At 53.3% G+C, this 21718-nt stretch carries 21 protein-coding genes; 12 read left to right on the top strand and 9 right to left on the bottom strand.

From position 1 onward, the window contains the following. Positions 1 to 148 precede the first annotated feature (148 nt). Together LC431_RS17965 and LC431_RS17960 are read right to left on the bottom strand one after the other, a co-directional pair. On the bottom strand, positions 149 to 634 hold the full coding sequence (locus LC431_RS17965; RefSeq protein WP_131638583.1) for a hypothetical protein: 486 nt from the start codon (positions 632 to 634) through the stop codon (positions 149 to 151). Positions 635 to 688: 54 nt separating this feature from the next. Then, the gene (locus LC431_RS17960; protein ID WP_013577332.1) at positions 689 to 1591 is read right to left on the bottom strand and encodes a LysR family transcriptional regulator; all 903 of its coding nucleotides are present in this window, start codon (positions 1589 to 1591) and stop codon (positions 689 to 691) included. Between the two features lie 121 nt (positions 1592 to 1712). Between LC431_RS17960 and LC431_RS17955 the strand changes: the two genes are divergently transcribed. The 3 genes from LC431_RS17955 (at position 1713) to LC431_RS17945 (ending at position 3168) form a co-directional block, all read left to right on the top strand. Then, the gene (locus LC431_RS17955; RefSeq protein ID WP_013577331.1) at positions 1713 to 2453 is read left to right on the top strand and encodes an SDR family oxidoreductase; all 741 of its coding nucleotides are present in this window, start codon (positions 1713 to 1715) and stop codon (positions 2451 to 2453) included. A 116-nt stretch (positions 2454 to 2569) separates the two neighbouring features. Further along, entirely contained in the window at positions 2570 to 2824 is a 255-nt protein-coding gene (locus LC431_RS17950; RefSeq protein WP_223510138.1) for a transcriptional regulator, read from the top strand. Further along, positions 2824 to 3168, top strand: coding sequence for a type II toxin-antitoxin system PemK/MazF family toxin (locus LC431_RS17945; protein ID WP_013577329.1), 345 nt, complete (start codon positions 2824 to 2826; stop codon positions 3166 to 3168). Before LC431_RS17950 ends, LC431_RS17945 begins: the two co-directional genes overlap by 1 nt. Before the next feature lie 21 nt (positions 3169 to 3189). On the opposite strand, the gene LC431_RS17940 is transcribed toward LC431_RS17945, so the two are convergent. Together LC431_RS17940 and LC431_RS17935 are read right to left on the bottom strand one after the other, a co-directional pair. Then, positions 3190 to 3570 carry a tautomerase family protein gene (locus LC431_RS17940; RefSeq protein ID WP_013577328.1) on the bottom strand — a complete coding sequence of 127 codons (381 nt, stop codon included), beginning with the start codon at positions 3568 to 3570 and terminating at the stop codon, positions 3190 to 3192. A gap of 116 nt (positions 3571 to 3686) precedes the next feature. After that, complete coding sequence (locus tag LC431_RS17935; RefSeq protein WP_013577327.1) at positions 3687 to 4592, bottom strand: DMT family transporter; 906 nt, start codon at positions 4590 to 4592, stop codon at positions 3687 to 3689. A gap of 188 nt (positions 4593 to 4780) precedes the next feature. Here LC431_RS17935 and LC431_RS17930 point away from each other — a divergent pair, with 188 nt between their 5' ends. The 3 genes from LC431_RS17930 to LC431_RS17920 all read left to right on the top strand — a co-directional run bounded on the left by LC431_RS17930 (position 4781) and on the right by LC431_RS17920 (position 6937). Continuing rightward, positions 4781 to 5659 (top strand): AraC family transcriptional regulator, encoded by an 879-nt coding sequence (locus LC431_RS17930; protein ID WP_162906083.1) that lies wholly within the window; start codon positions 4781 to 4783, stop codon positions 5657 to 5659. 85 nt (positions 5660 to 5744) lie between these two features. Then, entirely contained in the window at positions 5745 to 6278 is a 534-nt protein-coding gene (locus LC431_RS17925; protein ID WP_013577325.1) for a GNAT family N-acetyltransferase, read from the top strand. Positions 6279 to 6313: 35 nt separating this feature from the next. After that, entirely contained in the window at positions 6314 to 6937 is a 624-nt protein-coding gene (locus LC431_RS17920; protein WP_217217597.1) for a glutathione S-transferase family protein, read from the top strand. A gap of 225 nt (positions 6938 to 7162) precedes the next feature. Here LC431_RS17920 and LC431_RS17915 read toward each other — a convergent pair whose 3' ends face one another. Then, positions 7163 to 8278, bottom strand: a complete 1116-nt coding sequence (locus LC431_RS17915; protein ID WP_015690537.1) for an SDR family oxidoreductase — start codon at positions 8276 to 8278, stop codon at positions 7163 to 7165. 447 nt (positions 8279 to 8725) lie between these two features. Between LC431_RS17915 and LC431_RS17910 the strand changes: the two genes are divergently transcribed. Further along, entirely contained in the window at positions 8726 to 9583 is an 858-nt protein-coding gene (locus LC431_RS17910; protein ID WP_013577322.1) for a PA4780 family RIO1-like protein kinase, read from the top strand. 28 nt (positions 9584 to 9611) lie between these two features. Here the strand turns inward: LC431_RS17910 and LC431_RS17905 are convergent, their stop codons facing one another. From LC431_RS17905 to LC431_RS17895, 3 genes are all read right to left on the bottom strand, one after another. After that, positions 9612 to 10352 carry a molybdate ABC transporter substrate-binding protein gene (locus LC431_RS17905; RefSeq protein WP_013577321.1) on the bottom strand — a complete coding sequence of 247 codons (741 nt, stop codon included), beginning with the start codon at positions 10350 to 10352 and terminating at the stop codon, positions 9612 to 9614. Positions 10353 to 10399: 47 nt separating this feature from the next. Further along, entirely contained in the window at positions 10400 to 11488 is a 1089-nt protein-coding gene (locus LC431_RS17900; protein ID WP_112151065.1) for an ABC transporter substrate-binding protein, read from the bottom strand. An 81-nt stretch (positions 11489 to 11569) separates the two neighbouring features. Beyond that, positions 11570 to 12202, bottom strand: a complete 633-nt coding sequence (locus LC431_RS17895) for a LysE family translocator (protein WP_013577319.1) — start codon at positions 12200 to 12202, stop codon at positions 11570 to 11572. A 157-nt stretch (positions 12203 to 12359) separates the two neighbouring features. Here LC431_RS17895 and LC431_RS17890 point away from each other — a divergent pair, with 157 nt between their 5' ends. Both LC431_RS17890 and LC431_RS17885 read left to right on the top strand, forming a co-directional pair. Beyond that, positions 12360 to 13163 (top strand): inositol monophosphatase family protein, encoded by an 804-nt coding sequence (locus LC431_RS17890; RefSeq protein ID WP_013577318.1) that lies wholly within the window; start codon positions 12360 to 12362, stop codon positions 13161 to 13163. 235 nt (positions 13164 to 13398) lie between these two features. Then, positions 13399 to 14961 (top strand): methyl-accepting chemotaxis protein, encoded by a 1563-nt coding sequence (locus tag LC431_RS17885; RefSeq protein WP_223510137.1) that lies wholly within the window; start codon positions 13399 to 13401, stop codon positions 14959 to 14961. 10 nt (positions 14962 to 14971) lie between these two features. Here LC431_RS17885 and LC431_RS17880 read toward each other — a convergent pair whose 3' ends face one another. After that, entirely contained in the window at positions 14972 to 17065 is a 2094-nt protein-coding gene (locus tag LC431_RS17880; RefSeq protein ID WP_015690534.1) for a bifunctional diguanylate cyclase/phosphodiesterase, read from the bottom strand. A 268-nt stretch (positions 17066 to 17333) separates the two neighbouring features. Between LC431_RS17880 and LC431_RS17875 the strand changes: the two genes are divergently transcribed. The 3 genes from LC431_RS17875 (at position 17334) to LC431_RS17865 (ending at position 21697) form a co-directional block, all read left to right on the top strand. Beyond that, positions 17334 to 18002, top strand: coding sequence for a glutathione S-transferase family protein (locus tag LC431_RS17875; protein WP_013577315.1), 669 nt, complete (start codon positions 17334 to 17336; stop codon positions 18000 to 18002). Between the two features lie 409 nt (positions 18003 to 18411). Beyond that, positions 18412 to 19779, top strand: a complete 1368-nt coding sequence (locus LC431_RS17870; protein ID WP_223510136.1) for an NCS2 family permease — start codon at positions 18412 to 18414, stop codon at positions 19777 to 19779. Positions 19780 to 20047: 268 nt separating this feature from the next. Continuing rightward, complete coding sequence (locus tag LC431_RS17865; protein ID WP_013577313.1) at positions 20048 to 21697, top strand: Na+/H+ antiporter; 1650 nt, start codon at positions 20048 to 20050, stop codon at positions 21695 to 21697. Positions 21698 to 21718 lie beyond the last annotated feature (21 nt).

The raw sequence follows: 21718 nt of genomic DNA, 5'->3' as shown, positions 1-21718 counted from the left end.
GGGGGCAGTGAGATTGATAATACCGAGAGCTTGTGAAAGTTCCATTTAAAAAGGGTCCATGATGAGCATGAACCCTTTTTACACGAGCCACCGGATCGGTCAACTGATCCTTAAACGATCGGCATTACCCTGACGGGGCTGTTAATCATTACATCTCAAATTTCATGCCTCTCACCACAATTTCATCAAATTGCAGATGATGCATAAATTCGCGCAAAATCAGCAGCGTGGCGGCGAAATCATTGCCGTCGGGGATACCTTCGAAATGCGCCGGGCGGCCATTAATGACCAGCGCCAGCCGGTCGAAAGTGCGTTCCACCGCGTCGAGCGACAACGTCATCACTTCATTTTCCGCCTCACCGGCAATGCGGGCCAGCGCACGGATATCGTTGTCCGTGCTGAACAGTTTAGCGCCCGGCGGAATGCCGTGCCGGATGCGTATCACTTCGTCCTCGACCACCATAATGGCAGTTTCCATTTCATCCGGCGTCGGCGGTGAATGATGAAAATAGCCGACAGAGGTGAGTTGTGAGCCCAGTGTCAGGAGCAAACTTTTATCGTCGTTATCATCATTACGGACGATAACTTGCGTTTCTTCGCTGCCGATATGCAGCAATACAGCAGGTGTGGTCATCGGCGTCTCCAGTCGTTAACGTTGTGACGTCATGCTTTCAGAGCAGAAAAACTATCATGTCAGATGCGGATCGCGCCGCGCAAACTCTTTCACCATCCAGTCGATAAACACCCGTACGCGCGGTGAAAGCTGGCGGTTACGCGGGTAAAGCAGGGAAACCGGCAGTGAACCGGCCGGGAAATCCGCCAGGATTTGTACCAGACTTCCCTGCGCCAGATCCTCCAGCAGGCCGTAATGCGGCACCTGAATAATCCCCATCCCGCGCCGTGCCGCTTCTTTCATGCTTTCCGCGCCGCTGACCGACAAACTGGTCGGCAGCAGGATTTCACGGTTTTTGCCCTGCACCTGAAAAATCAGCGGCAACAGCCCGCCGGTTGCGCTGGAACGAAAACCAATCATCCGGTGACCGGCGAGATCGTCTGGCGTTTCCGGTATGCCAAAACGTTGCAGATAGTCCGGGCTGGCGCAGGTAATTTCCGGCAGCGTACCGAGCGGGCGCGCCACCATATCGCTGTCTTTCAGTTCACCGGCGCGGATCACGCAATCAATGCCTTCCCGCACCAGATCCACCAGCCGGTCGCCTTCGCTCATGTAAAACTCAATGTCGGGATACTGCGCCAGAAAATCCGCCAGGCCGGGCAGCAGAAAATGCCGCGCCATCGAACCGTGTACATCCACCCGCAATAACCCCTTCGGCTGCGCACCGGCAAACGCCATTTCAGCATCTTCCACATCTGCCAGAATACGCAGACAGCGCTGGTAATAGGCTTCGCCATCCAGCGTCGCGCTGACGTGTCGGGTGGTACGCTGCAGAAGCCGGATGTTCAGCCGCGACTCCAGTTGTTTAATGGCATCGGTCACCGTGGAACGTTTCAGATTCAGCGCTTGTGCAGCCTGCGTAAAACTGCGCAGCTCCACCACGCGGGTGAATAACTGCATGCTGTCGAGTTTATCCATGATGATTGTTCGCCTTTTCCGGATAGTGATAACGAATATCAGGTAATTATCCGGCAGCGTCAATCGGCTACGCTTTCCTCACTGACAACAGATCCGAATCACTGAAAAAAGGAAACGCATCATGACTTCATCCAAACAGAACGTCGCGCTGGTCACCGGCGCATCACGGGGTATTGGCGCCGCCATCGCAGAACGTCTGGCGCACGACGGTTTTACCGTGATTGTGAACTACTCACGCGGTGCGGCAGAAGCCGACGCGGTGGTCAGAAAAATTGAACAGGCAGGCGGAAAAGCTATCAGCGCGCAGGCGGATGTCAGCGACGCGGCGGCGGTCGGCCGGATGTTTGCCAGCGCGGAACAGGCGTTTGGCGGCGTGGATGTGCTGGTGAATAATGCGGGTATTATGACGCTTTCCGCCATTGCCGAAACCGACGATGCAGCATTCGACCGCCTTATCGATATCAACCTGAAAGGCACTTTCAACACGCTGCGTGAAGCGGCGAAACATCTGCACGACGGCGGACGTATCATCAATTTCTCATCAACCGTGGTCGGGTTATATCAGCCGACTTATGGCGTGTATGCCGCGACCAAAGCGGCTGTCGAGGCGCTGAGCCGCGTGCTCACCAAGGAAATGCGCGGCCGTCAGATAACCGTCAATACTGTTGCGCCCGGCCCGACAGCAACGGATTTATTCCTCAACGGTAAATCGGATCAACTGGTGGAAACCATCGCCAAAACCTCGCCGCTCGAGCGCCTCGGTCAGCCGGAAGATATCGCCTCCGTCGTCGCCTTCCTCGCCGGTCCCGACGGTGCGTGGGTCAACGGCCAGACGCTGAAGGCGAATGGCGGGATTATTTAATCCTTCCGTTTAACGCAGGAAAATAAAAAGCCGGAATGCAGCTCGCAAAAACCCGTATCAGGAATACTGTTACGGGTTTTTGGTTGTATACTCTTTGTAGATACAACGGTGGAGAAATGAACATGCGTACTCAGGCCACATTACAGAAATGGGGTAACAGCATCGCGTTACGGCTGTCCGGAAATTTGAAGTCAATTCCACAATTCGAGGAAGGTGATGTCGTTGATATCGAGATTTCTGAAGACGGGCTGCAAATTCGTAAAGCCGATAAGCAGAAGGTCACTGAGGCCAGCTTGTTATCGGGGCTGAGCGCGTATAATGCTCACGCTGATGAATTGGCAGAACCGACTGACAGGGAGCTTGATTATTAATGTATTTACCAAAGCGCGGGGATATTTGCTGGCTGGATTTTGAGCCCACCAAAGGAAAGGAAATAGGCAAATATCGACCGGCGCTGATCCTGTCTCATGAAACGTATAATCAGGTTACCGGGCTGGTGATTTGTATGCCGGTGAGCAGCAGCATCCGGGGCGCGCCGACCGAAGTGCCGGTCAACAATCTGAGCGCACCTTGTGTGGTTGCCACCACGTTGATCCATACAATGGACTGGCGGCACCGTCAGGCAAAGTTTATCGCTGTTGCGGAAAGTGGCGTCTTTAACGACGTGCTTGCCCGAATCATTCCGCTGATTGGTGGTGAGAACTTGTTGGCCTGAAGTTTACCTTCAGACCTTTTCTCACGCGTATTGCGCTTCGCCGTTGCCGAAGGACCAGTTTTCTTTCGGCACTTCCACCAGGCTGATGAACACATCTTCCAGACGTAATCCGACTTTTTCATGCAGCCCGTAAGCGACGGCGTGATAGAACGCCTTTTTCATTTCCAGTGTACGGCCGGTGTTGAGCGTTACCTGAATCACAATGCAGTTCGGGCTGCGCTGTATATTCAGATAATCAGGGGAAATCATCATTTCTGCCGGAGAGTGTTCGGAGATGACAATAAACTTGTCGTTTTCCGGCGCATTAAGAGCTGAGCGCAGCGCGTCATAGATCACATCGCCGACGGTTTTGCGGTAGGTTTCGGGTTTTCCTTCGACCATATCAATACGTACAAAAGGCATTTTATTCTCCTCATTATTTTCTGTAGGGCGCGCATCTCTTAGGATGCGGCCTTTCAGGTATGCAACACGAGGAGGAGAGTTGTCGAGTGTTTTTTTGTACCCGCCGGTAAGCCGCCCTACGCCGCAGCGGCTTTGCGCCTGAACATCTCCAGCCAGGCCGGACGGCAGAACATCACCAGATTACCGAGCAGGATCAGCGCCAGCCCGATAACCGCATTGGCATGCCATTGATAATTTTCATAAAATGTGGAAACCGTCAGTGCGACCAGCGGGAACAGCAGCGTACTGTAGGCCGCCTGACTGGCACCGATGCGGCCGACCAGCGTGAAGTAAATGCCGAAAGCCAGTACCGAACCAAACACGGAAAGATAGACCAGCGAGCCGAGATATTGCGGCGTCAGGTCGATGGCGAAGGAAGCGCCCTGCATCAGGCTCAGCGCGCCCATGACGGCTGTACCGTAAAACATCGCGTAGGTATTGGTGGAAAGCACATCCAGCCCGTGACGCTGATGGCGTGAGCTGATCATGTTGCCGAGTGAGAAACCGTAAGTGCCGAGCAGGCTGAGGCCGATGCCTTTGAGCAATTCCGGTGCGATATGCGCGGCGCTGAGGTCATGCCAGAAAAGCGTGATAATACCTGCCAGCCCGAGAACCGACGCCGGGATCACTGCCGGAGCCAGTTTCTGACGGAAAAACAGCATGCCGTTGAACGCGTTGAACAGCACGGCCATCGAGAAAATCACCGATTCCAGCCCGCTGGTGATGTAGGCTGCGGCGTGATAGAAGCAGTAAAAATTGAAGCAAAAAACGCAGCAACCCTGAACCAGGCAGAAAAGGTGATCTTTCAGCGCCAGACGACGCAACCTGCGTGTCGCCAGCAATGCCACCAGCATGATCACCGCAGCCAGCAGGAAACGGTAGAAAACCGACACCGTGACCGGCACGTCGCCCTGTTGCAGATAAATCGCAAACCAGGTGGTACCCCAGATCAGGATCACCAAAATATAAAGCAGTGCGTTCATAGAATTCTCTCACTCAGACAGTAATGACTGAGGACATTCTGCGGTAACGGCAGACCGCTGGCTTTCAACGTTTTGCGCTGAGTTGCATATTCTTGCGCATTTTTTCAGTCACCCGCACAGCAAGATCTGGTACCGGGGCGGGGGAAAAACGTAAAATGGGCGTCATCTTTCCTCCACACGGGTACGCCATGACTAAGGTCTATCAGGCTTTTGAAACGCTGCGTCAGCACAAAGCGGTTCTGCATGACAGTGTGGAACTGGGTTCCGGTATTCAGCTGGCGGCGTGGTCGAACAAAAATGACATCGTGAATCAGGAAAGCGCTGATCACCATACGCTGAGCCTGTACGTTGCCGACGGCTACGAGTGTTACCACAAAACCCGCAGCGGCTGGCGGAACGGCGGCGGGCCGGATCGTTTTTGTCTGATGCCGAAAGGCAGTATGTCGAGCTGGGATGTGCGCGACGATTTGTCGTTTGTGCATCTGTATTGCTCCGACGAACACCTGCGACATCTGGTGGAACAAACCTGGGATCGCAGCCCGGCGGCGATTGAACTGGAAGAACGCACATTCGGAGAAGATCCGCAAATTACGCTGTTGTATCGCCACTTTTTGCTCAGCAGCCAGTGGCAGGAAAACAGCAATCAGCTGATGCTCAGCAGCGCCGCCAATCTGCTGATGGCGCATCTGGTGAAACATTACACCCATCTGCAATGGGCGCTGCCAACGGTACGCGGCGGGCTGGCACCGCATATGCTCAACCGCGTAAAAGATTATATTCACACGCATCTCGGGCAGCCTTTATTACTGCCGGAACTTGCCGCGCTGGCAGAACTCAGCGAATTCCACTTCGCCCGCATGTTTAAACAAAGCATGGGGCTGGCACCGCATCAGTACGTGATGAATGCCCGGCTGATCCGCGCGGAAAACTTGCTGAAAACCAGTCAGATGGACATCACGTCCATTGCGCTGGAATGCGGATTCAGCTCCGCCAGCCATTTCAGTAACCGTTTCAAATCCGTGCGTGGCATAACGCCGACGGCACTGCGCGGCGGCATTATCGTCTGATTTTTATTTCCCGCTAAAACCTCTCTTCCGGTCAGCACAATTGTGGTGCTAAGTTAATGGTAATTCACCTTATTCAGGAAAAACCATGCAGACCAGTGCTCCCGTTATCGAAACCGAACGTCTGATTTTACGTGGCCATCATGTTGATGATTTTGAAGATATTGCCGCGCAATGGGCCGATCCGGCGGTTGTGAAATACATCGGTGGCACGCCTTCGGGTCGCGAAGCCAGCTGGAGTCGTCTGCTGCGGTATCCGGGCCACTGGCAGATGCTCGGTTTCGGTTACTGGATTGTGTTCGAAAAAACGGCGGGTGCAGAAGGCGCGTTTGTTGGCGAAATTGGTCTGGCGGATTATCAGCGCGATATCACACCCTCGCTCAAAGGCATGGCGGAAATGGGCTGGGTCGTTTCTCCGGCATTTCACGGCAAAGGCTACGCCTTTGAAGCCGCGCAGGCAGTGCTGAAATGGGCCGGTACACACGTCGATCGTCAGCTATGCTGCATTATTGCGCCGGAGCATCAGGCCTCAGTTCGTCTGGCGGAAAAATGTGGTTTCGTGGCAAAAACGGATACCACTTATCACGGCTCAGCCACGCGGATCTTTATTCGTCCGTCGTGACCGGCTATTCGTGTACCACGTTAACAGGGGAAATCATGCTAAAGATTTTGGGTAAATCACCGTCGATCAATGTGCGTAAAGTGTTGTGGACCTGTCAGGAACTGGGGCTGGATTTCGAACAGGAACAATTCGGTTCGGGTTTTCAGTCTGTCCAGACTGCGGAATTTAAAGCACTGAACCCGAATGCGATGGTGCCGGTAGTGCTCGATGGCGAATTTGTACTGTGGGAATCCAACGTGATTTGCCGCTATCTGGCGGCGCGGGAAGGGCGCGAAGATTTGCTGTCATCTGACCCGAAACGTCGTGCGCTGACCGAACAGTGGATGGACTGGCAATCCGGTGAACTGAATAATTCCTGGCGCTATGCGTTTCCGGCGCTGGCGCGCAACAGTCCGCAGCATCAGGATCCGGCACTGATTGATGCCGGTGTCAGCGAATGGAACCGTCATATGCAGATACTGGAGGAACAACTTCAGCGCAGCGGCGATTATGTGCTGGGGGATAATTTTACGCTGGCGGATATTCCGCTCGGGCTGGCGGTGAACCGCTGGTCGATGACACCCATGTCCCGTCCGGCGTTACCGGCAGTGACGGCGTATTATGACCGCCTGAATCAGCGCGAAGGTTTCAGGCTGTATGGCCGAAACGGCCTTGTCTAATCCCCGTCATCCTTCACGCTGCTTCTGCGTTGGTTGCGTTACTCGGCCCATCCATGGACCTCGCTCCTGAAGGAGCCGCTGCAAGCAGCGTTCCAATCTGCTCCCTGCAGATTGGTCACTCACCCCGGTCACTTACTTATGTAAGCTCCCGGGGATTCATTCAGTTGCCGTCTTGAAGCAACTGAATGATTTAGGGGAGTGTTTAATATTTAACAGACACCGGGTTTATTTAAAATCAACCTGCATCAGTTCGCTGATAGATTGTCCGCGGGTTGAGGAAACACATTTATCAATATAACTGTTAAAGGCAGCAGGTTTTGGAATGCCCATATCTAATAAACGAGAATTATCAAACTTCACGTTTAACTGAGCAAAACCGCCATAAAGTTTAATGGCACGTAAAATAATTTTATCATTACACGGGCCGAGCACATCTTTAAATTGTTTGCGGATGCCGGTAAATTCCTGATAACTGGTCTGTTCATATTCACTGATAATACGTGAAGTATTATTGGCTTTTGCCACCGAGGTATCTATTGCATGGAATGGCGTACACATCTCTTCGCCGGAAGAAATATGATAAAAATTATGGCTGAGGTCTTTGGCGAGACACAGTTTTACCAGCACCATCGCGCAATAGTCTACCGGAATAACATCCACCTGATCGTCGAGCGTACAGGTGAATTTCTTCAGTTTAATCGCCATCATGAACACCCAAAAGATGCTGCTTGAAGGCTGGCAGCCATGCTGCGTGTGACCGACGATAATCGACGGTCGTGCAACCACGAACGGCAGCGACGGGCATTCGGCGCGGACAAGATTCTCAATCGCCCGCTTGGAAGCCGTATACTGCACCAGATCTTCGTTCTGTTCGTTGTCCGGCATGCCTTCGTAGAAGACGCTGTCTTTATCCGGCATCGATGCCATCGCCGTGCCAACATGCACAAATCGCTGCAAACCTTTTACCTGCACCATACGTTTGGCGAAGGCCAGTGAACCTTCGACATTCACACGCCACATGGCCGGATTATGACCAAACGAGGCGATGGCGGCGCAGTTAATAACGTGAGTGACATTATCTAAACGCGCGTCATGAATAAAACTTTCCGGATCGGCCAGATCGCCGGTCAATATTGATTGCTCAGTTAGCGGAGAAAGCTGAGTATCATGTAATTCAAACTTCTTCAAATTATCGATAATTCTGGCGAGTCCCGTCGCATTATCGTCAGCCCTGACTAAGAGTAATAATGCATTATTGGTGGTGAGTTGCTGGCGAAGAAAATATTCAACGACAGCTCCGCCAACAAAACCAGTGGCACCGGTTATTAAAATAGTATTCATATCAGAAGACCTGCAACGGGAAATTACCGGCACAGTATCACCTCTATTCTAAACGGAACGTATACCGTTTTTTGCCTTGAATAAACGAAGCGTAAACAGCACGAAAAGCTTAAGTTAAAGAAAAAGTTCCGAAGACATAAAAATTTATTAACTGGCATGCTTTATTTACAGTAAGAAATAATTAGCGGACATAAATTAATTATTTAAGTTAAATTTAATCAGGGTGCCATAAAACCCCGGCGGGCGTTGACGGTGAAAAGCAGCGGTAAAAAGTGATAACGTATGTGCATAAAGTATCCACTCCATCGCCACTACGTTAAACTGTACCCTTGAGAACAGTAAGCGATAAGGATCAGAAAGGATGACGCGAACGGCGTGTCTGGTGTGTAATGCAGGGAATATTGCGCAGGTCATTCCCTCATGCGCTGAAATAAGGTACAAGGCTGCATGAAAATCCCAAATAGAATCCAACCTCTGGTGGATGACGGCCTGATTGATGATGTGGTCCGTCGACTGAAAAGTGGCAAAGAAGCCGATGTTTACACCGTTTTATGCGGTGAAGAGATCCGCTGCGCCAAAGTGTATAAAGAAGCGACACAACGTAGCTTCAAGCAGGCCGTGCAGTATCAGGAAGGCCGTAAAGTCCGTAACACCCGCAACGCGCGTGCGATGCAAAAGGGTTCAAAGTTCGGGCGTAAACAGCAGGAAGAATCCTGGCAGACAGCCGAAGTGGATGCACTGTTCCGTCTGGCGAATGCCGGTGTGCGCGTGCCGCAGCCTTACATTTGTCTGGACGGCGTGCTGCTGATGGAGCTTATCACCGACGCTGACGGCGTAGTCGCGCCGCGTCTGAGTGACGTCATCCTGACTGAAGAAGAAGCGGTAGCCGATTTCGACACCATGATCCGCAACATCGTGCGCATGCTGTGCGCCGGTATCGTTCACGGTGACTTGTCAGAGTTTAACGTGTTGATGGACGCTGAAGGGCCGGTGATTATCGACCTGCCGCAGGCCGTGGACGCCGCTGCCAATAACCACGCTGAATCGATGTTCGAGCGCGATGTGAATAACATGACCGAGTACTACGGGCAGTTTGCACCGCAGTTGCTGGAAACGCGCTTTGCCAAAGAAATCTGGGCATTGTACGAAGACGGCAAACTGACACCGGAAACTATTCTGACCGGATTGTTCACCGAAGATACGCACAAAGCCGATGTGGATTCGCTGCTCGATGAAATCACTGCCGCTGAAGATGAGTATTACGATCGTCAGCGGGCAATGAAAGAAAGAGACCTCGATCACTAAGGTCGCGTTGTACCTGTTTGTATTTTTTCTATTCCGGCATCACCGCATGTCTCCCGCAAAAACCGGCGTTCTGCAAAATATGCTGGCCGGTTTCTGAAAGAATAAATTCTGCCAGCGGTTTCCCTTTCTCCGTGCAGGTCGCGAGCGCGTATCTGGCCCGCACGTTGTAATCCGCCGGAATGTTGTAGACTTCCAGCGCATCATTTTCCCGCAACAGCGCGGCATAACTGGTGTATCCGATAAAAACATCGGCCTGACCGCTGCAAATCAGCCATTCTGCCGCCAGTTTGCCTGCCGGAATTTTGGCCGATTTCTCACCGCCCACCAGACGCAGCGCCTTGTTGCGTAAAATAGCCCCGGCATCGGGATGTCGCCTTTCGATCTGCTCAAACATTTGCCAGGTGTAATCACCGGAAGGATCGCTTTGCGGCGTCGATGTCGCCAGCCGAAAACGGGGATCAAGTAATACGCTCAGCCAGTTGAGTTTATCCAGTTCCGGCCCTTTTCGGGCGGTGACACACAGGCTGTTGCCGCAAAATGCTTCCACGTCCAGCGCCTTACCGTGCTGCTGCAACGTCAGCGGATGCGCGGTATTGGCCGAGGCAAACAGATCGACCTTTTCCCCTTGTTCGATACGTTCGCGCAACAGCCCGGCGGGGCCGAATTCCACGTCGACTTTGCTGTCGGTTTCTTCCGTAAAAGCATCGCACAGCGGCGCCCATGCGCGGCGTAAACTCCCTGCCGCCAGCACTTTAATCGTATTTGTCATCAGGTCTCCTTGTCACATTGCCTCAACGTAAAGCGCCGGAGACGAGGCTATTTCCCCGCGCGCGCCGCGTCTGCCGCGGGTTTAAAATCCGTCCGGTAGAAGCGCTGGTACCAGGCATCAGCCTGTTTTTGCATATCGATGTCAGCGAATTTTTGCGGGTAGAGTTTTTTCGCCATCCACAGTTCGCCGATCGCCATCGCTTCAGGCATCGGATAGCCCCAGGCTTTGGCGTATTCCGGCATCAGATAAACGCGGTGATTTTTGACCGCATCAATACCCTGCCATTTTGGATCACCGGTGATCTGCCCGACCACTTCCGGATACCGGTCCTGCACGAAGATCACCTGCGGGTTCCAGGCGATCACCTGTTCCAGCGCGACCTGCTTAAACCCTTTCACTGTGGCTGCCGCAACGTTCATCGCACCGGCATGCGCCATCATCAGGCCGGTATATTTGCCGGAACCGTAAGTGGTCAGATCGGGATTTGCCATATACGTGCGGATCCGCTGATTGGCCGGAATATCTTTCAGCCGCTCGCCAGTTAACTGACGCTGAGAAAAAGTATAGTCGATCAACGCCTGTGCCTGTTTCTGGTGATTGACCACGTCGCCAATCAGCGCGATGCCTTTCTTCAGCCCTTCGGTGTACGCCTCATCTTCATCCGGCAGCACCGGGTTCATCATATGTTCTTCGCCTTTCGGATCATCCCGCAATGAAACCGCCACGACGGCGATCCCGGCCTGGCTGATCTGGTCGATCATTTCCTGTGGTGCATAGTTGGTGACGAACACCACTTGCGGATGAAGCGCCACCACGCTTTCCAGGTTCACGCTGGTCAGGTCGCCGACCACCGGCGTTTTCGCCAGTTCCGGCGCAAGACGCACATAACCGCTGCCCAGTTGTCGCTGCCAGTTGTTCAGCACGCCGACAATATCTTTGGTGGCATCCAGCTGAACCAGCAGATTAAGGGTCTGATGTTGCAAAACGACGACGCGATCCACCTGATCGGGAATCGTGACCTGACGGCCAAGCTGATCGGTTATCTGGCGTGTGGCAAAAGCGCAAGGGGAAGCCAGGCTCAGGGCAAGCCCGAGCAAGGCAACGGAAGGCAAAAATCGGGATGAAAATAGACGCATGGAAAAATCCTCTGGTTTCGTTATGCAAAGGATTATATAGCGTTGATGCGGAACTGAATATGACGCGTGACAAATGGCCGGTTATTTACGCCCGTCGAGCAACATACGCATAGCCAGCCCGCCCAGCACTGCGCCCATAAACCAGCGCTGGATGACCATCCACAATGGTCGTCCGGCCAGGAAGACGGCAATGTAACCGGCCGAAAGGGCAATGAGCGCGTTGACCGTCGCACTGATCAGAATTTGCGAGCTGCCCAGAATCAGCGACTGCGTCAGCACATGCCCTTGTTCAGGCACGATAAACTGCGGTAACAGCGTCAGATATAACACCGCCGCTTTCGGGTTCAGCAGATTAGTGACCAGCCCCATGGTGAACAGTTTTTTATTGCTGTCGCGGGGTAAATCCCTGACCTGAAACGGCGAGCGTCCGCCGGGTTTCACCGCCTGCCACGCCATATACAGCAAATACGCAGCGCCGCCGATGCGCAGGGCGTCATAAGCGAAGGGCACCGCCATCAGCAGCGCGGTAATGCCGAGCGCAGCAAACAACATGTAAAACAGGAAGCCCAGCACTACGCCGCCGAGGGAAATCAGTCCGGCTTTCGGCCCCTGACAGAGTGAGCGTGAAATCAGGTAAATCATGTTCGGGCCGGGCGTTAATACCAGCCCGAGACAAATCAGCAGAAAGGGCAACCAATGGGCGGCATCGGGCATGGAAATCTCCGGCAAAATTCAGAAAGTTGAAGCACACAGATATAGAGTGTTTTACGCTATTTTAGCAAGTGGCAGGTTGTCATTTTTTATTCATCGATTCCGATGCATTCTATGAAGACAGCTTTTGTTCCTTCCGACTGAAAACTCAGGATTTATCATGACCAACACTATGATGTCCCCGCGTCTGGCGGTTGCCAGTCAGATTGCGGCGCAGGCCGCCAGACTGGCGCTGGACTTTTTTCACCGCCGGGACGCTATCGAAATCAGCAGTAAGCGTACGCAGGATTTCGTTTCAGAAGCCGATCTGGCGGTTGAGCAGTTTATCCGCACCCGGCTGGCAGAGCATTTTCCGCAGGATGCGGTGATCGGCGAAGAGATGGGCGGCATTCTGACCGACGCGCCGTGCTGGGTGATTGATCCTATCGACGGCACCTCGAATTTCCTGCGCGGTTCGCCGCTGTGGGGCGTGTCGCTCGGGCTGGTGGAAAATAAACAGCCGGTGATCGGCATTGTGGCACTGCCGGTTTTAAACGACCTGTTTGCAGCAGAATCCGGAAAGGGGATTTTCCTCAACGACAAACCCTTCCGTCGCGATGATCGTTTTGAAGATGTACAGATTGTGTCGCTGGGCGACAGTGCGGACGACAAGCTGGACGAAGCCTCGGCCTTTTATCAGGGGATCCGCGCGGCTGACTGGTCAGTACATTGTTATCGCTGTACCACGGTCGGCATGGTGTTTGCGGCAAAAGGCATTATCGACGGCCATCTGCAACGGCGCACCACGCTGTGGGATATCGCTGGCGGCACGGTGTTGTGTCAGGAAGCCGGGCTGGAAACGGTGGTGAAATTCGCGAAGACAGCGGACGGCAGCGACAATTTCCGACACATGTCGGTGGCGGCCGGTACGGCGAATCTGTTGTCGGCAGTCACTCCGTTATGGCCCGCTTTTGAACCGAAGTGAGCCAAAGTGAGTCGCGCTGAGTGCTCTCTCTTTATGAGAGAGCAAATCTTTGCAACGCGTGGCAGATCATGTTTTTAAGGCGGGCCGGTAACATGAAAAATTCGTCCGGTAACCCTAAAATTACATTACGAAAGACAGCGCTTAACAAAATGAAATATAGTTTCATTTTCCCTAAAGTTCCCTTCATTCCGGCCGTTATGAGTGTTTCCTGTCACTGACTTTCCGATGTGCCCAGATGAAAAAGATCACCAACCTTTCCATACTTGCCCGTTTGCTGGGTGCATTCGCACTCGTCCTGAGCCTGCTGTTGATTCTGGCGGCGATGTCAGCCTGGCTGCTCAACAGCAGTAATCAGCAGATTGAAAACTACCGTGCCTACCGGCTTCCCGGCGTGCAGTATCCGCTGGTGATGCGCGGCACGCTGGCGGAATTACGCCTGCAACAGGTGCAATATATCGCCTCGCCAGAGGGGGCGCCGCGCGACGGCCACCGGGTCGAAATCCTTCAGGCGGTTGCCACTTTTAAAGACGCGGAAAATGCGTATCTGAAGCTGGACAGCGGCGGCAGTCAGTCAGATCTGTTTAAGCAAATCGTCGCTAATTTTGAGCAGTTTTCGCTGGCGAATAATGATGTAATTGCGGCGGTTGAACGCAACGACATTGCGCAGGCCACGAAAATCAGTGGCGATAACTCACGGAAATATCGCACACAGTTAATGGCGGATCTGGCAACGCTGGTCAAAAACGAGCTGACCAACAGTGAGCAGGCGGCAGCGGATGCGCGCAGCAGCTATCACACGGCCAGCGCAATGTTTTTAGTGCTGGTCGGCGTGGCGTTTATTCTTTCACTGACGATGGCGCTGCTGCTGGCGCACCATCTGGTGAAACAACTGGGTGGTGAACCGGCTTATGCCGCCTCTATTATGCGTGAAATCGCTGCCGGTAATCTGGCGGCAAAAATCACGCTGAAACCGGGTGATGACGGCAGTTTGCTGGCTTCGCTGAACGGCATGAACCAGCAACTGAATAAAACTATTCATCAGATTATGGAAGGCAGTGAATCCATCAATCATGCCGCCAGTGAAATTGAACAGGGTAATGTGGATTTATCACAGCGCACCGAAGAACAGGCGGCCTCGCTGGTGCAGACCAGTTCCAATATGCAAAACCTGACCGCGACCGTCAGCCAGAACGCTGAGAACGCCCGGCAGGCCAGCCAGCTGGCGCTGGAAACCTCGAGAACAGCGTCTCAGGGCGGCGTGATTGTTACGGGGATGCAGGCACATATGCGTGATGTTTCCGGCAGTTCGAATGAAATTATCAATATCATCAGCGTGATTGAAGGCATTGCCTTCCAGACCAACCTGCTGGCGCTGAACGCCGCCGTGGAAGCGGCGCGTGCCGGTACGCAGGGTAAAGGGTTTGCGGTGGTGGCGAGTGAGGTGCGGGTGCTGGCGCAAAAAAGCGGGCAGGCGGCGAAAGAAATTAAAGATCTGATTCAGGGCACCGTCAGCAAAATTGCCGAAGGGTCATTGCAGGCTGATCGCGCCAGTAAAGCCATGAATGAGATTGTCAGCTCGGTGAATAAGGTGGCTGAAATTGTCAGAGAAATCTCGACAGCAAGTTCTGAGCAGCACACCGGTATTCACGAAGTGGGGATTGCCGTTGACCAGATGGACAGGGTGACGCAGCAGAACGCCGCGCTGGTGGAACAGGCAGCGGCAGCGGCGCAATCCCTGACGGAACAAAGCGTTGAGCTACGCAACGCCGTGCGATTTTTCCGCACGGCGACAGCCTGAGCCGGGGGCATCAGGCTTTATCTGTGAGGGTTATCTGCGACTCCCAGTCCGTATCGGGGTGTTGGGCAATCTGCTGTGGCGTCATCGGACGCCCCAGAAGATAACCCTGTAAGGTGTCGCAGCCCAGTTGCGTCAGAAATTCCTGCTGTTGGATCGTTTCAACGCCTTCGGCCACCACTTTCAGGTTCAGCGTCTGGCCGAGGGCAATGATCGCAGAAACGATACTGGCGTCTTCGCTACCGGCAATCAGGTCATTAATAAATGCACCGTCGATTTTCAGCTCACTGGCCGGCAGACGTTTCAGATAGAGCAGGCTGGAATAGCCGGTACCGAAATCATCAATGGAGGCTTTTACGCCGTACTGTGTCAGGCGCTCCAGAATTTCCACGCTGGCATCCGGGTTACGCATCGCGGTGGTTTCTGTCACTTCCAGCGTCAGCATTTCAGGCGGGATCTGATGGCGTTCAATGGTTTCAATCACCATTTCGACCAGATTCGCCTGCTCAAATTGCAGCGTGGAAAGATTCACCGCTACCGTCCATTGCGTATGACCGGCCAGATGCCATTCCCGCAACTGGCGACAGGCTTCATTGAGCACCCATTCGCCAATCGGGATAATCAGTCCGGTTTTTTCCGCCAGCGGCAAAAACACATCCGGGCTGAGGAGGTTACCGTCGCGCTCCCAGCGCAGCAGCGCTTCGAAGCCACTCACCGGCCCGTAAGGCGCAATAAATTTCGGCTGATAGTGCAAACGCAGCTCATGGTGTGCAACCGCCAGACGCAAATCATTGAGCATTTGCAGCTGGTTCTGGGCATTGGCATTCATCGACGGCTGGAAGAAACTGTGACCGTTACGGCCGGAATTTTTGGTGTGATACATCGCGGCGTCAGCATTGAGCATCAGCTCGCGTTCATTCTCGCCATCGCCCGGATACACCGCGATCCCCACGCTGGCAGAGACCAGCAGTTCGTAGCGGGAAACGTAAAACGGACGCGCAATAAGATGCACCAGTTTATCGGCCAGTTGCGAGGCATCGGTGGGTTCGGTGATCTCAACCAGCAGCACAAACTCATCGCCGCCGAGCCGCGCCAGCGTATCTGTCGCCCTCAGCTGCGATTGCAGGCGTTCGGTGACTGAAATTAACAGCTGATCGCCGATGTGATGGCCGAAGGCATCGTTAACGGCTTTGAATCCGTCGAGATCGAAAAACAGCACCGCAAACTGTGATTCGCCACGTGACGCTTTCTGAAACGCCTGACTCAGGCGGTCTTCCAGCAACAAACGATTTGGCAAATGGGTCAGATTGTCGTGCAGCGCCAGTTGGGTCAGCTCGCGGTTCGCCTGTGCCAGCGAAGATGCCAGAATCGAGGTGCGTGCCTGCATCCGGCCATCAAGGATAGAAATGATCAGGGTGATCGCCAGAATCGCCAGCGTGACCACAATCACCAGCAGTGCCAGCCAGTTATTGTCTACGCCGCTGAACGCCGCCATACTGTGGCTGTCCATCGGGAATTGTGCCGCAGCCATGCCAATGTAATGCATACCGACAATGGCAGCGCCCATTACCACCGCAGCGCTGATGCGCAGCAGACGGACATTGGGTGACTGATGACGCAGATTGAATGCCATCCACAGCGCCGCGCCGGAGGCGACAATCGCCACTCCCACGGATAACGCGACCCAACGGTAATCGTAGACAATGGGCGGCATCATCTGCATCGCCGCCATACCCGTGTAATGCATCGCGGCAATACCGCCGCCCATCAGCAAGGCACCGGCAAGTAACCGCCCGGTGGGTAACTCCTCAAGGCATACCAGCCACAGCGCAAAAGCTGAGGAAATGATGGCAATCAGCATAGAAAGCAGGGTAATTAAAGGGTCGTAACCCATTGGCATCGAAGCATTAAAGGCCAGCATGCCGATAAAATGCATCGACCAGATGCCGATACCCATTGCAATGGCGCCACCTGTTAACCAAAGTCGGGAAGCCTTTCCCTCTGTGGTGGCAACCCGGCCTGCCATATCAAGCGCGGTATAAGAGGCAAGCATTGCAACAATGAACGAAAACATCACAAGCACATTGTTGTAATTACTGGAAAACATGTGAGGCTCCACCAACAGAGAGTCGAAAGCGACGGGTTAATTTGTTATCCGGCGATAATGGCATTAAGCCTTATTAAAGGCGAACGAAGTTGCGATAATTTTTTTGGCATAATTAAGATTAATCCGTAAGTGATTTTAATCAAATAAAAAGATTTTTGATAAATTAACCCTGAAGAAAGTCAGGGTTAATAAAGCGAATCTGATACGCGCTTTGAAAGTGTTGTCTATAGTTAACAAATAATTAATTGAAAAAGGACAGAAGACTTTTATGCTAACTGTGCATCATTTGGATAATTCCCGTTCACAGCGAATCTTATGGATGCTCGAAGAATTGGGCGTCCCTTACGAAATCAAATGTTATCAGCGGGATAAAGGAACCATGCTGGCGCCGCCATCGCTGAAAAAAGTCCATCCTCTGGGCAAGTCGCCGGTGCTGGAAGACAACGGGCTGATCCTTGCGGAATCTGGCGCCATCATTGAATACCTGCAGGAAGTGTACGATGAGGCGGGCACGCTGAAACCCACGGCGTTTGCTGAGCATCAGCAGTATCGTTACTGGATACACTACGCTGAAGGTTCTCTGATGCCTTTGCTGGTGATGAAGCTGATTTTTAGCCGTCTGGGTAAACCGCCGATGCCGTGGCTCATCCGTCCGATTGCCGGCGCCATAGGACAGGGCGTGCAGAAGAATTATCTGGATAAGCAGATTTATACGCATATGGATTATCTGGAACAGCATCTGAGTACACATCCTTATTTCGCCGGTCAACAGTTCAGCGCGGCAGATATTCAGATGAGTTTCCCGATAGAGGCGATCAATGCCCGCGCCGGACTGGGAAAATATCCTCTGCTGAAGGCCTGGTTATCGAATGTCACCGCGCGTCCGGCATATCAGAAAGTGCTGGAAAACGGCGGTTCGTTTAATATTTTGCGTTAATTTCTTATCCATTTTTTATATTTTCAGGCGTTCATTACGGGCGGAGTTTTACGTAATAAACGTCTTATAAAAGATAAACCACAATAAATACCCTGTTATTTATTTCCCTTCTTTCCCCTCCTTGTTTGTCTCTTTTTCTGCCACCGGATAAATTTCCACCACAACCGCGTTTTTATTGACCAGACAACGGTAAATTGTTGTCATTCACGGTTGATGTACGGCGGTTAAAGGCAGGATAATCGTTTGCGTAATTTTTTGTCCTGCCACACGCGATGCGAGTTAAACGTTTGCCTTGCCGTTCTGACGCCGTTTTCGGCGATTTCAGGCGACAAATAAGGAAGTGAACGTGCAGAAACGGTTTCATAATGACCACGCCGGCTAATCAGTAAAGACATTCAGAGGATTTTCCATGTCGAGTCAACAACCTCAAGCTGGCCGCGCAGTTGCGCCAAAAGGCCCGCTTGATGCTTTTTTCAAAATCAGTGCGCGTGGCAGTAACGTCCGCCAGGAAGTTATCGCTGGCTTAACCACCTTTCTGGCGATGGTCTATTCGGTGATTGTCGTGCCCTCGATGCTCGGCAAAGCGGGCTTCTCGCCAACCGCAGTGTTTGTCGCGACCTGTCTGGTCGCCGGTTTCGGCTCCCTGCTGATGGGGCTGTGGGCGAATTTGCCGCTGGCGATTGGTTGCGCCATTTCTCTGACTGCTTTTACCGCGTTTAGTCTGGTTCTCGGCCAGCACATCAGCGTACCGGTGGCGCTCGGCGCGGTATTTCTGATGGGCGTGTTGTTCACCATTATCTCGGTGACCGGCATCCGTTCGTGGATTTTGCGCAATCTGCCAACCGGCGTTGCGCACGGTACCGGTATTGGTATCGGCCTGTTCCTGTTACTGATCGCCGCCAATGGCGTCGGTCTGGTGGTGAAAAACCCGCTGGACGGCTTACCGGTGGCACTCGGCGCATTTACCTCATTCCCGGTCGTGATGACGTTGCTTGGTCTGGCGGTGATTTTTGGCCTGGAGAAACTGCGCGTTCCGGGCGGTATCTTGCTGGTGATTATCGCGATTTCCATTATCGGCCTGGTCTTCGATCCAACAGTGAAATATCAGGGTTTATTCGCCATGCCTTCTCTGGCGGGGGCTGACGGTAAATCGGTGATTTTCGATCTCGATATTCTGGGTGCACTGAAAGCTGCGGTATTGCCCAGCGTGCTGGCACTGGTGATGACAGCGGTGTTTGATGCCACCGGCACCATCCGCGCTGTCGCCGGACAGGCAAACTTACTGGATGAAAACGGCCAGATCATCAGCGGCGGTAAAGCCCTGACGGCTGACTCCGTGAGCAGTATTTTCGCCTCCCTGGTTGGCGCATCTCCGGCAGCGGTTTATATCGAATCGGCAGCCGGTACGGCGGCGGGCGGCAAAACCGGTCTGACGGCTACCGTCGTCGGTGTGCTGTTCCTGCTGATGCTGTTCCTCTCTCCGCTGTCTTATCTGGTACCGGCTTACGCCACCGCACCCGCGCTGATGTACGTGGGTTTGCTGATGCTCAGCAATGTCACCAAACTGGATTTCAATGATTTCGTGGATGCGATGTCAGGGTTACTGTGCGCAGTATTTATCGTTCTGACCTGTAACATCGTCACCGGTATTATGCTCGGTTTCAGCGCACTGGTGATTGGACGCATCTTCTCCGGCGAATGGCGAAAACTGAACATCGGCACGGTGATTATCGCCGTAGCGTTAGTGGTGTTTTATGCGGGCGGATGGGCTATTTGATCTGTTTGCTCCCTCCCCTGCGAAGGGGAGGGTTGGGGTGGGGTATTAATGACGAATCAGTAGGTTGAAGTGTGCTTTGGCATGAGTTTTGTCATTAAAACCCCCTCCCGTCCTCCCCCTTCGCAGGGGGAGGAGCAAACCCTCTCTGATGTAACCGCACGCACTGATTTAAATCCCGTCCCCTTTTGATCTACTATTCCAAGGTTCGCTCCGGACTCACTCACCTGTGTCTGGCTGAAATTCATAAAAACAAGAGTCTAAGGAAAGCATGGAAATCTTCTTTACCATTCTGATTTTGATTCTGGTGGTGTCGCTCTCCGGTGTCGTCACCAGAATGTTGCCATTTCAGGTTCCTCTTCCATTAATGCAGATTGCCGTCGGTGCTTTGCTGGCGTGGCCCAATTTTGGCCTGCACGTGGACTTCGATCCGGAACTGTTTCTCGTCCTCTTTATCCCGCCGTTGCTGTTCGCCGATGGCTGGAAAACCCCGACCCGTGAATTCCTCCACCACGGGCGCGAAATTCTCGGGCTGGCGCTGGTGCTGGTGCTGCTCACTGTCGTCGGTATCGGTTATCTGATTTATATGATGGTGCCGGATATTCCGCTGGTGGCCGCGTTCGCGCTGGCTGCGGTGCTGTCGCCGACCGATGCCGTGGCACTGGGCGGCATTGTCGGTAAGGGCCGCATTCCGAAGTCGATCATGAGCGTGCTGGAAGGTGAGGCGCTGATGAATGACGCGTCCGGTCTGGTGTCGCTGAAATTCGCTATCGCCGTGGCGATGGGCACGATGATCTTTACCGTCGGTGGTGCCAGTGTTGAGTTCCTGAAAGTCGCGATTGGCGGTCTGATGGCCGGTGTGGCGGTGACGTGGTTGTACAGTAAATCGCTGCGCATTATGAGCCGCTGGAGCGGTGATGATCCGGCGACACAAATCGTCTTCCTGCTGCTGTTGCCGTTCGCGTCTTATCTGATTGCCGAACACATTGGTGTGTCGGGCATTCTGGCCGCTGTGGCTGCAGGGATGACCATCAGCCAGTCCGGCATTATTCGTAACGCACCGCTGGCGATGCGTCTGCGTGCGAACAGCGTCTGGGCGATGCTTGAGTTCGTGTTCAACGGCATGGTGTTCATCATGCTGGGCCTGCAATTGCCGGGCATTCTTGAGAACTCAATTGATCAGGCGACACACGACCCGTCTATCGTGACGTGGCACCTGTTTGCCGATGTCGGGATTATCTACTTTGCGCTGCTGATCCTGCGTTTTGTCTGGCTATGGGTGATGAAGAATTTCAGCAACCGTTTCCTGAAAAAGAAACCGCTGCTGTTTGGCAGCTACAGTACGCGTGAACTGTGGGTGGCGTCTTTTGCCGGTGTGCGCGGAGCCATTACGCTGGCCGGTGTGTTGTCGATTCCGTTATTCCTCGCCGATGGTTCGGCGTTTCCGTCGCGTTATCAGCTGGTGTTCCTGGCGACCGGCGTCATTCTGTTCTCGCTGATTGCCGGTGTGATTGCCTTGCCGTTCCTGCTCAAAGGCGTGGTGGTGGCTGATGGTACCGCTTATCGCGAAGAAGAGCGCATGGCGAAATCGGTCGCGGCGGAAGTGGCGATTGAAAGCCTGCATAAGATGGAAGAGCGTCTGGCGGCGGATACCGAAGAAAACATTGATGAACAGACGCTGAAGGAAATCAGTTCGCGGGTTATCGGGACGTTACGGCGACGCACGGCCAACCGCGATGATATGGAAACCGCGCTGAAGCTGGAAAACCTCGAGCGCCGCTTCCGTCTGACCGCGCTGCGCGCTGAACGTGGTGAGCTGTATCACCTGCGTGCCACGCAGAAAATCAGTAACGAGACGCTGCAAAAACTGCTGCATGACCTCGATTTACTTGAAGCGCTGCTTGTCGAAAAAGAAGTGTAGTTTCTGTCAGAAATGAAAAAA

It is taken from the genome of Rahnella sp. GSA61A (assembly GCF_019969905.1).
GTDB lineage: Bacteria > Pseudomonadota > Gammaproteobacteria > Enterobacterales > Enterobacteriaceae > Rahnella > Rahnella aceris.
The sequence above is the reverse complement of the archived record's forward strand: the minus strand, read 5'-3'. Positions and strand labels throughout refer to the sequence as shown.

Excerpts from the sequence above, each read along its gene's own strand:
- LC431_RS17870 (WP_223510136.1), top strand. The coding sequence starts at position 18,412 with ATGTCGAGTCAACAACCTCAAGCTGGCCGCGCAGTTGCGCCAAAAGGC.
- LC431_RS17935 (WP_013577327.1), bottom strand. The coding sequence starts at position 4,592 with ATGAACGCACTGCTTTATATTTTGGTGATCCTGATCTGGGGTACCACC.
- LC431_RS17945 (WP_013577329.1), top strand. The coding sequence starts at position 2,824 with ATGTATTTACCAAAGCGCGGGGATATTTGCTGGCTGGATTTTGAGCCC.
- LC431_RS17965 (WP_131638583.1), bottom strand. The coding sequence starts at position 634 with ATGACCACACCTGCTGTATTGCTGCATATCGGCAGCGAAGAAACGCAA.
- LC431_RS17920 (WP_217217597.1), top strand. The coding sequence starts at position 6,314 with ATGCTAAAGATTTTGGGTAAATCACCGTCGATCAATGTGCGTAAAGTG.
- LC431_RS17905 (WP_013577321.1), bottom strand. The coding sequence starts at position 10,352 with ATGACAAATACGATTAAAGTGCTGGCGGCAGGGAGTTTACGCCGCGCA.
- LC431_RS17915 (WP_015690537.1), bottom strand. The coding sequence starts at position 8,278 with ATGAATACTATTTTAATAACCGGTGCCACTGGTTTTGTTGGCGGAGCT.
- LC431_RS17955 (WP_013577331.1), top strand. The coding sequence starts at position 1,713 with ATGACTTCATCCAAACAGAACGTCGCGCTGGTCACCGGCGCATCACGG.
- LC431_RS17950 (WP_223510138.1), top strand. The coding sequence starts at position 2,570 with ATGAACATGCGTACTCAGGCCACATTACAGAAATGGGGTAACAGCATC.
- LC431_RS17880 (WP_015690534.1), bottom strand. The coding sequence starts at position 17,065 with ATGTTTTCCAGTAATTACAACAATGTGCTTGTGATGTTTTCGTTCATT.
- LC431_RS17930 (WP_162906083.1), top strand. The coding sequence starts at position 4,781 with ATGACTAAGGTCTATCAGGCTTTTGAAACGCTGCGTCAGCACAAAGCG.
- LC431_RS17940 (WP_013577328.1), bottom strand. The coding sequence starts at position 3,570 with ATGCCTTTTGTACGTATTGATATGGTCGAAGGAAAACCCGAAACCTAC.
- LC431_RS17875 (WP_013577315.1), top strand. The coding sequence starts at position 17,334 with ATGCTAACTGTGCATCATTTGGATAATTCCCGTTCACAGCGAATCTTA.
- LC431_RS17895 (WP_013577319.1), bottom strand. The coding sequence starts at position 12,202 with ATGCCCGATGCCGCCCATTGGTTGCCCTTTCTGCTGATTTGTCTCGGG.
- LC431_RS17910 (WP_013577322.1), top strand. The coding sequence starts at position 8,726 with ATGAAAATCCCAAATAGAATCCAACCTCTGGTGGATGACGGCCTGATT.
- LC431_RS17885 (WP_223510137.1), top strand. The coding sequence starts at position 13,399 with ATGAAAAAGATCACCAACCTTTCCATACTTGCCCGTTTGCTGGGTGCA.
- LC431_RS17925 (WP_013577325.1), top strand. The coding sequence starts at position 5,745 with ATGCAGACCAGTGCTCCCGTTATCGAAACCGAACGTCTGATTTTACGT.
- LC431_RS17960 (WP_013577332.1), bottom strand. The coding sequence starts at position 1,591 with ATGGATAAACTCGACAGCATGCAGTTATTCACCCGCGTGGTGGAGCTG.
- LC431_RS17890 (WP_013577318.1), top strand. The coding sequence starts at position 12,360 with ATGACCAACACTATGATGTCCCCGCGTCTGGCGGTTGCCAGTCAGATT.
- LC431_RS17865 (WP_013577313.1), top strand. The coding sequence starts at position 20,048 with ATGGAAATCTTCTTTACCATTCTGATTTTGATTCTGGTGGTGTCGCTC.
- LC431_RS17900 (WP_112151065.1), bottom strand. The coding sequence starts at position 11,488 with ATGCGTCTATTTTCATCCCGATTTTTGCCTTCCGTTGCCTTGCTCGGG.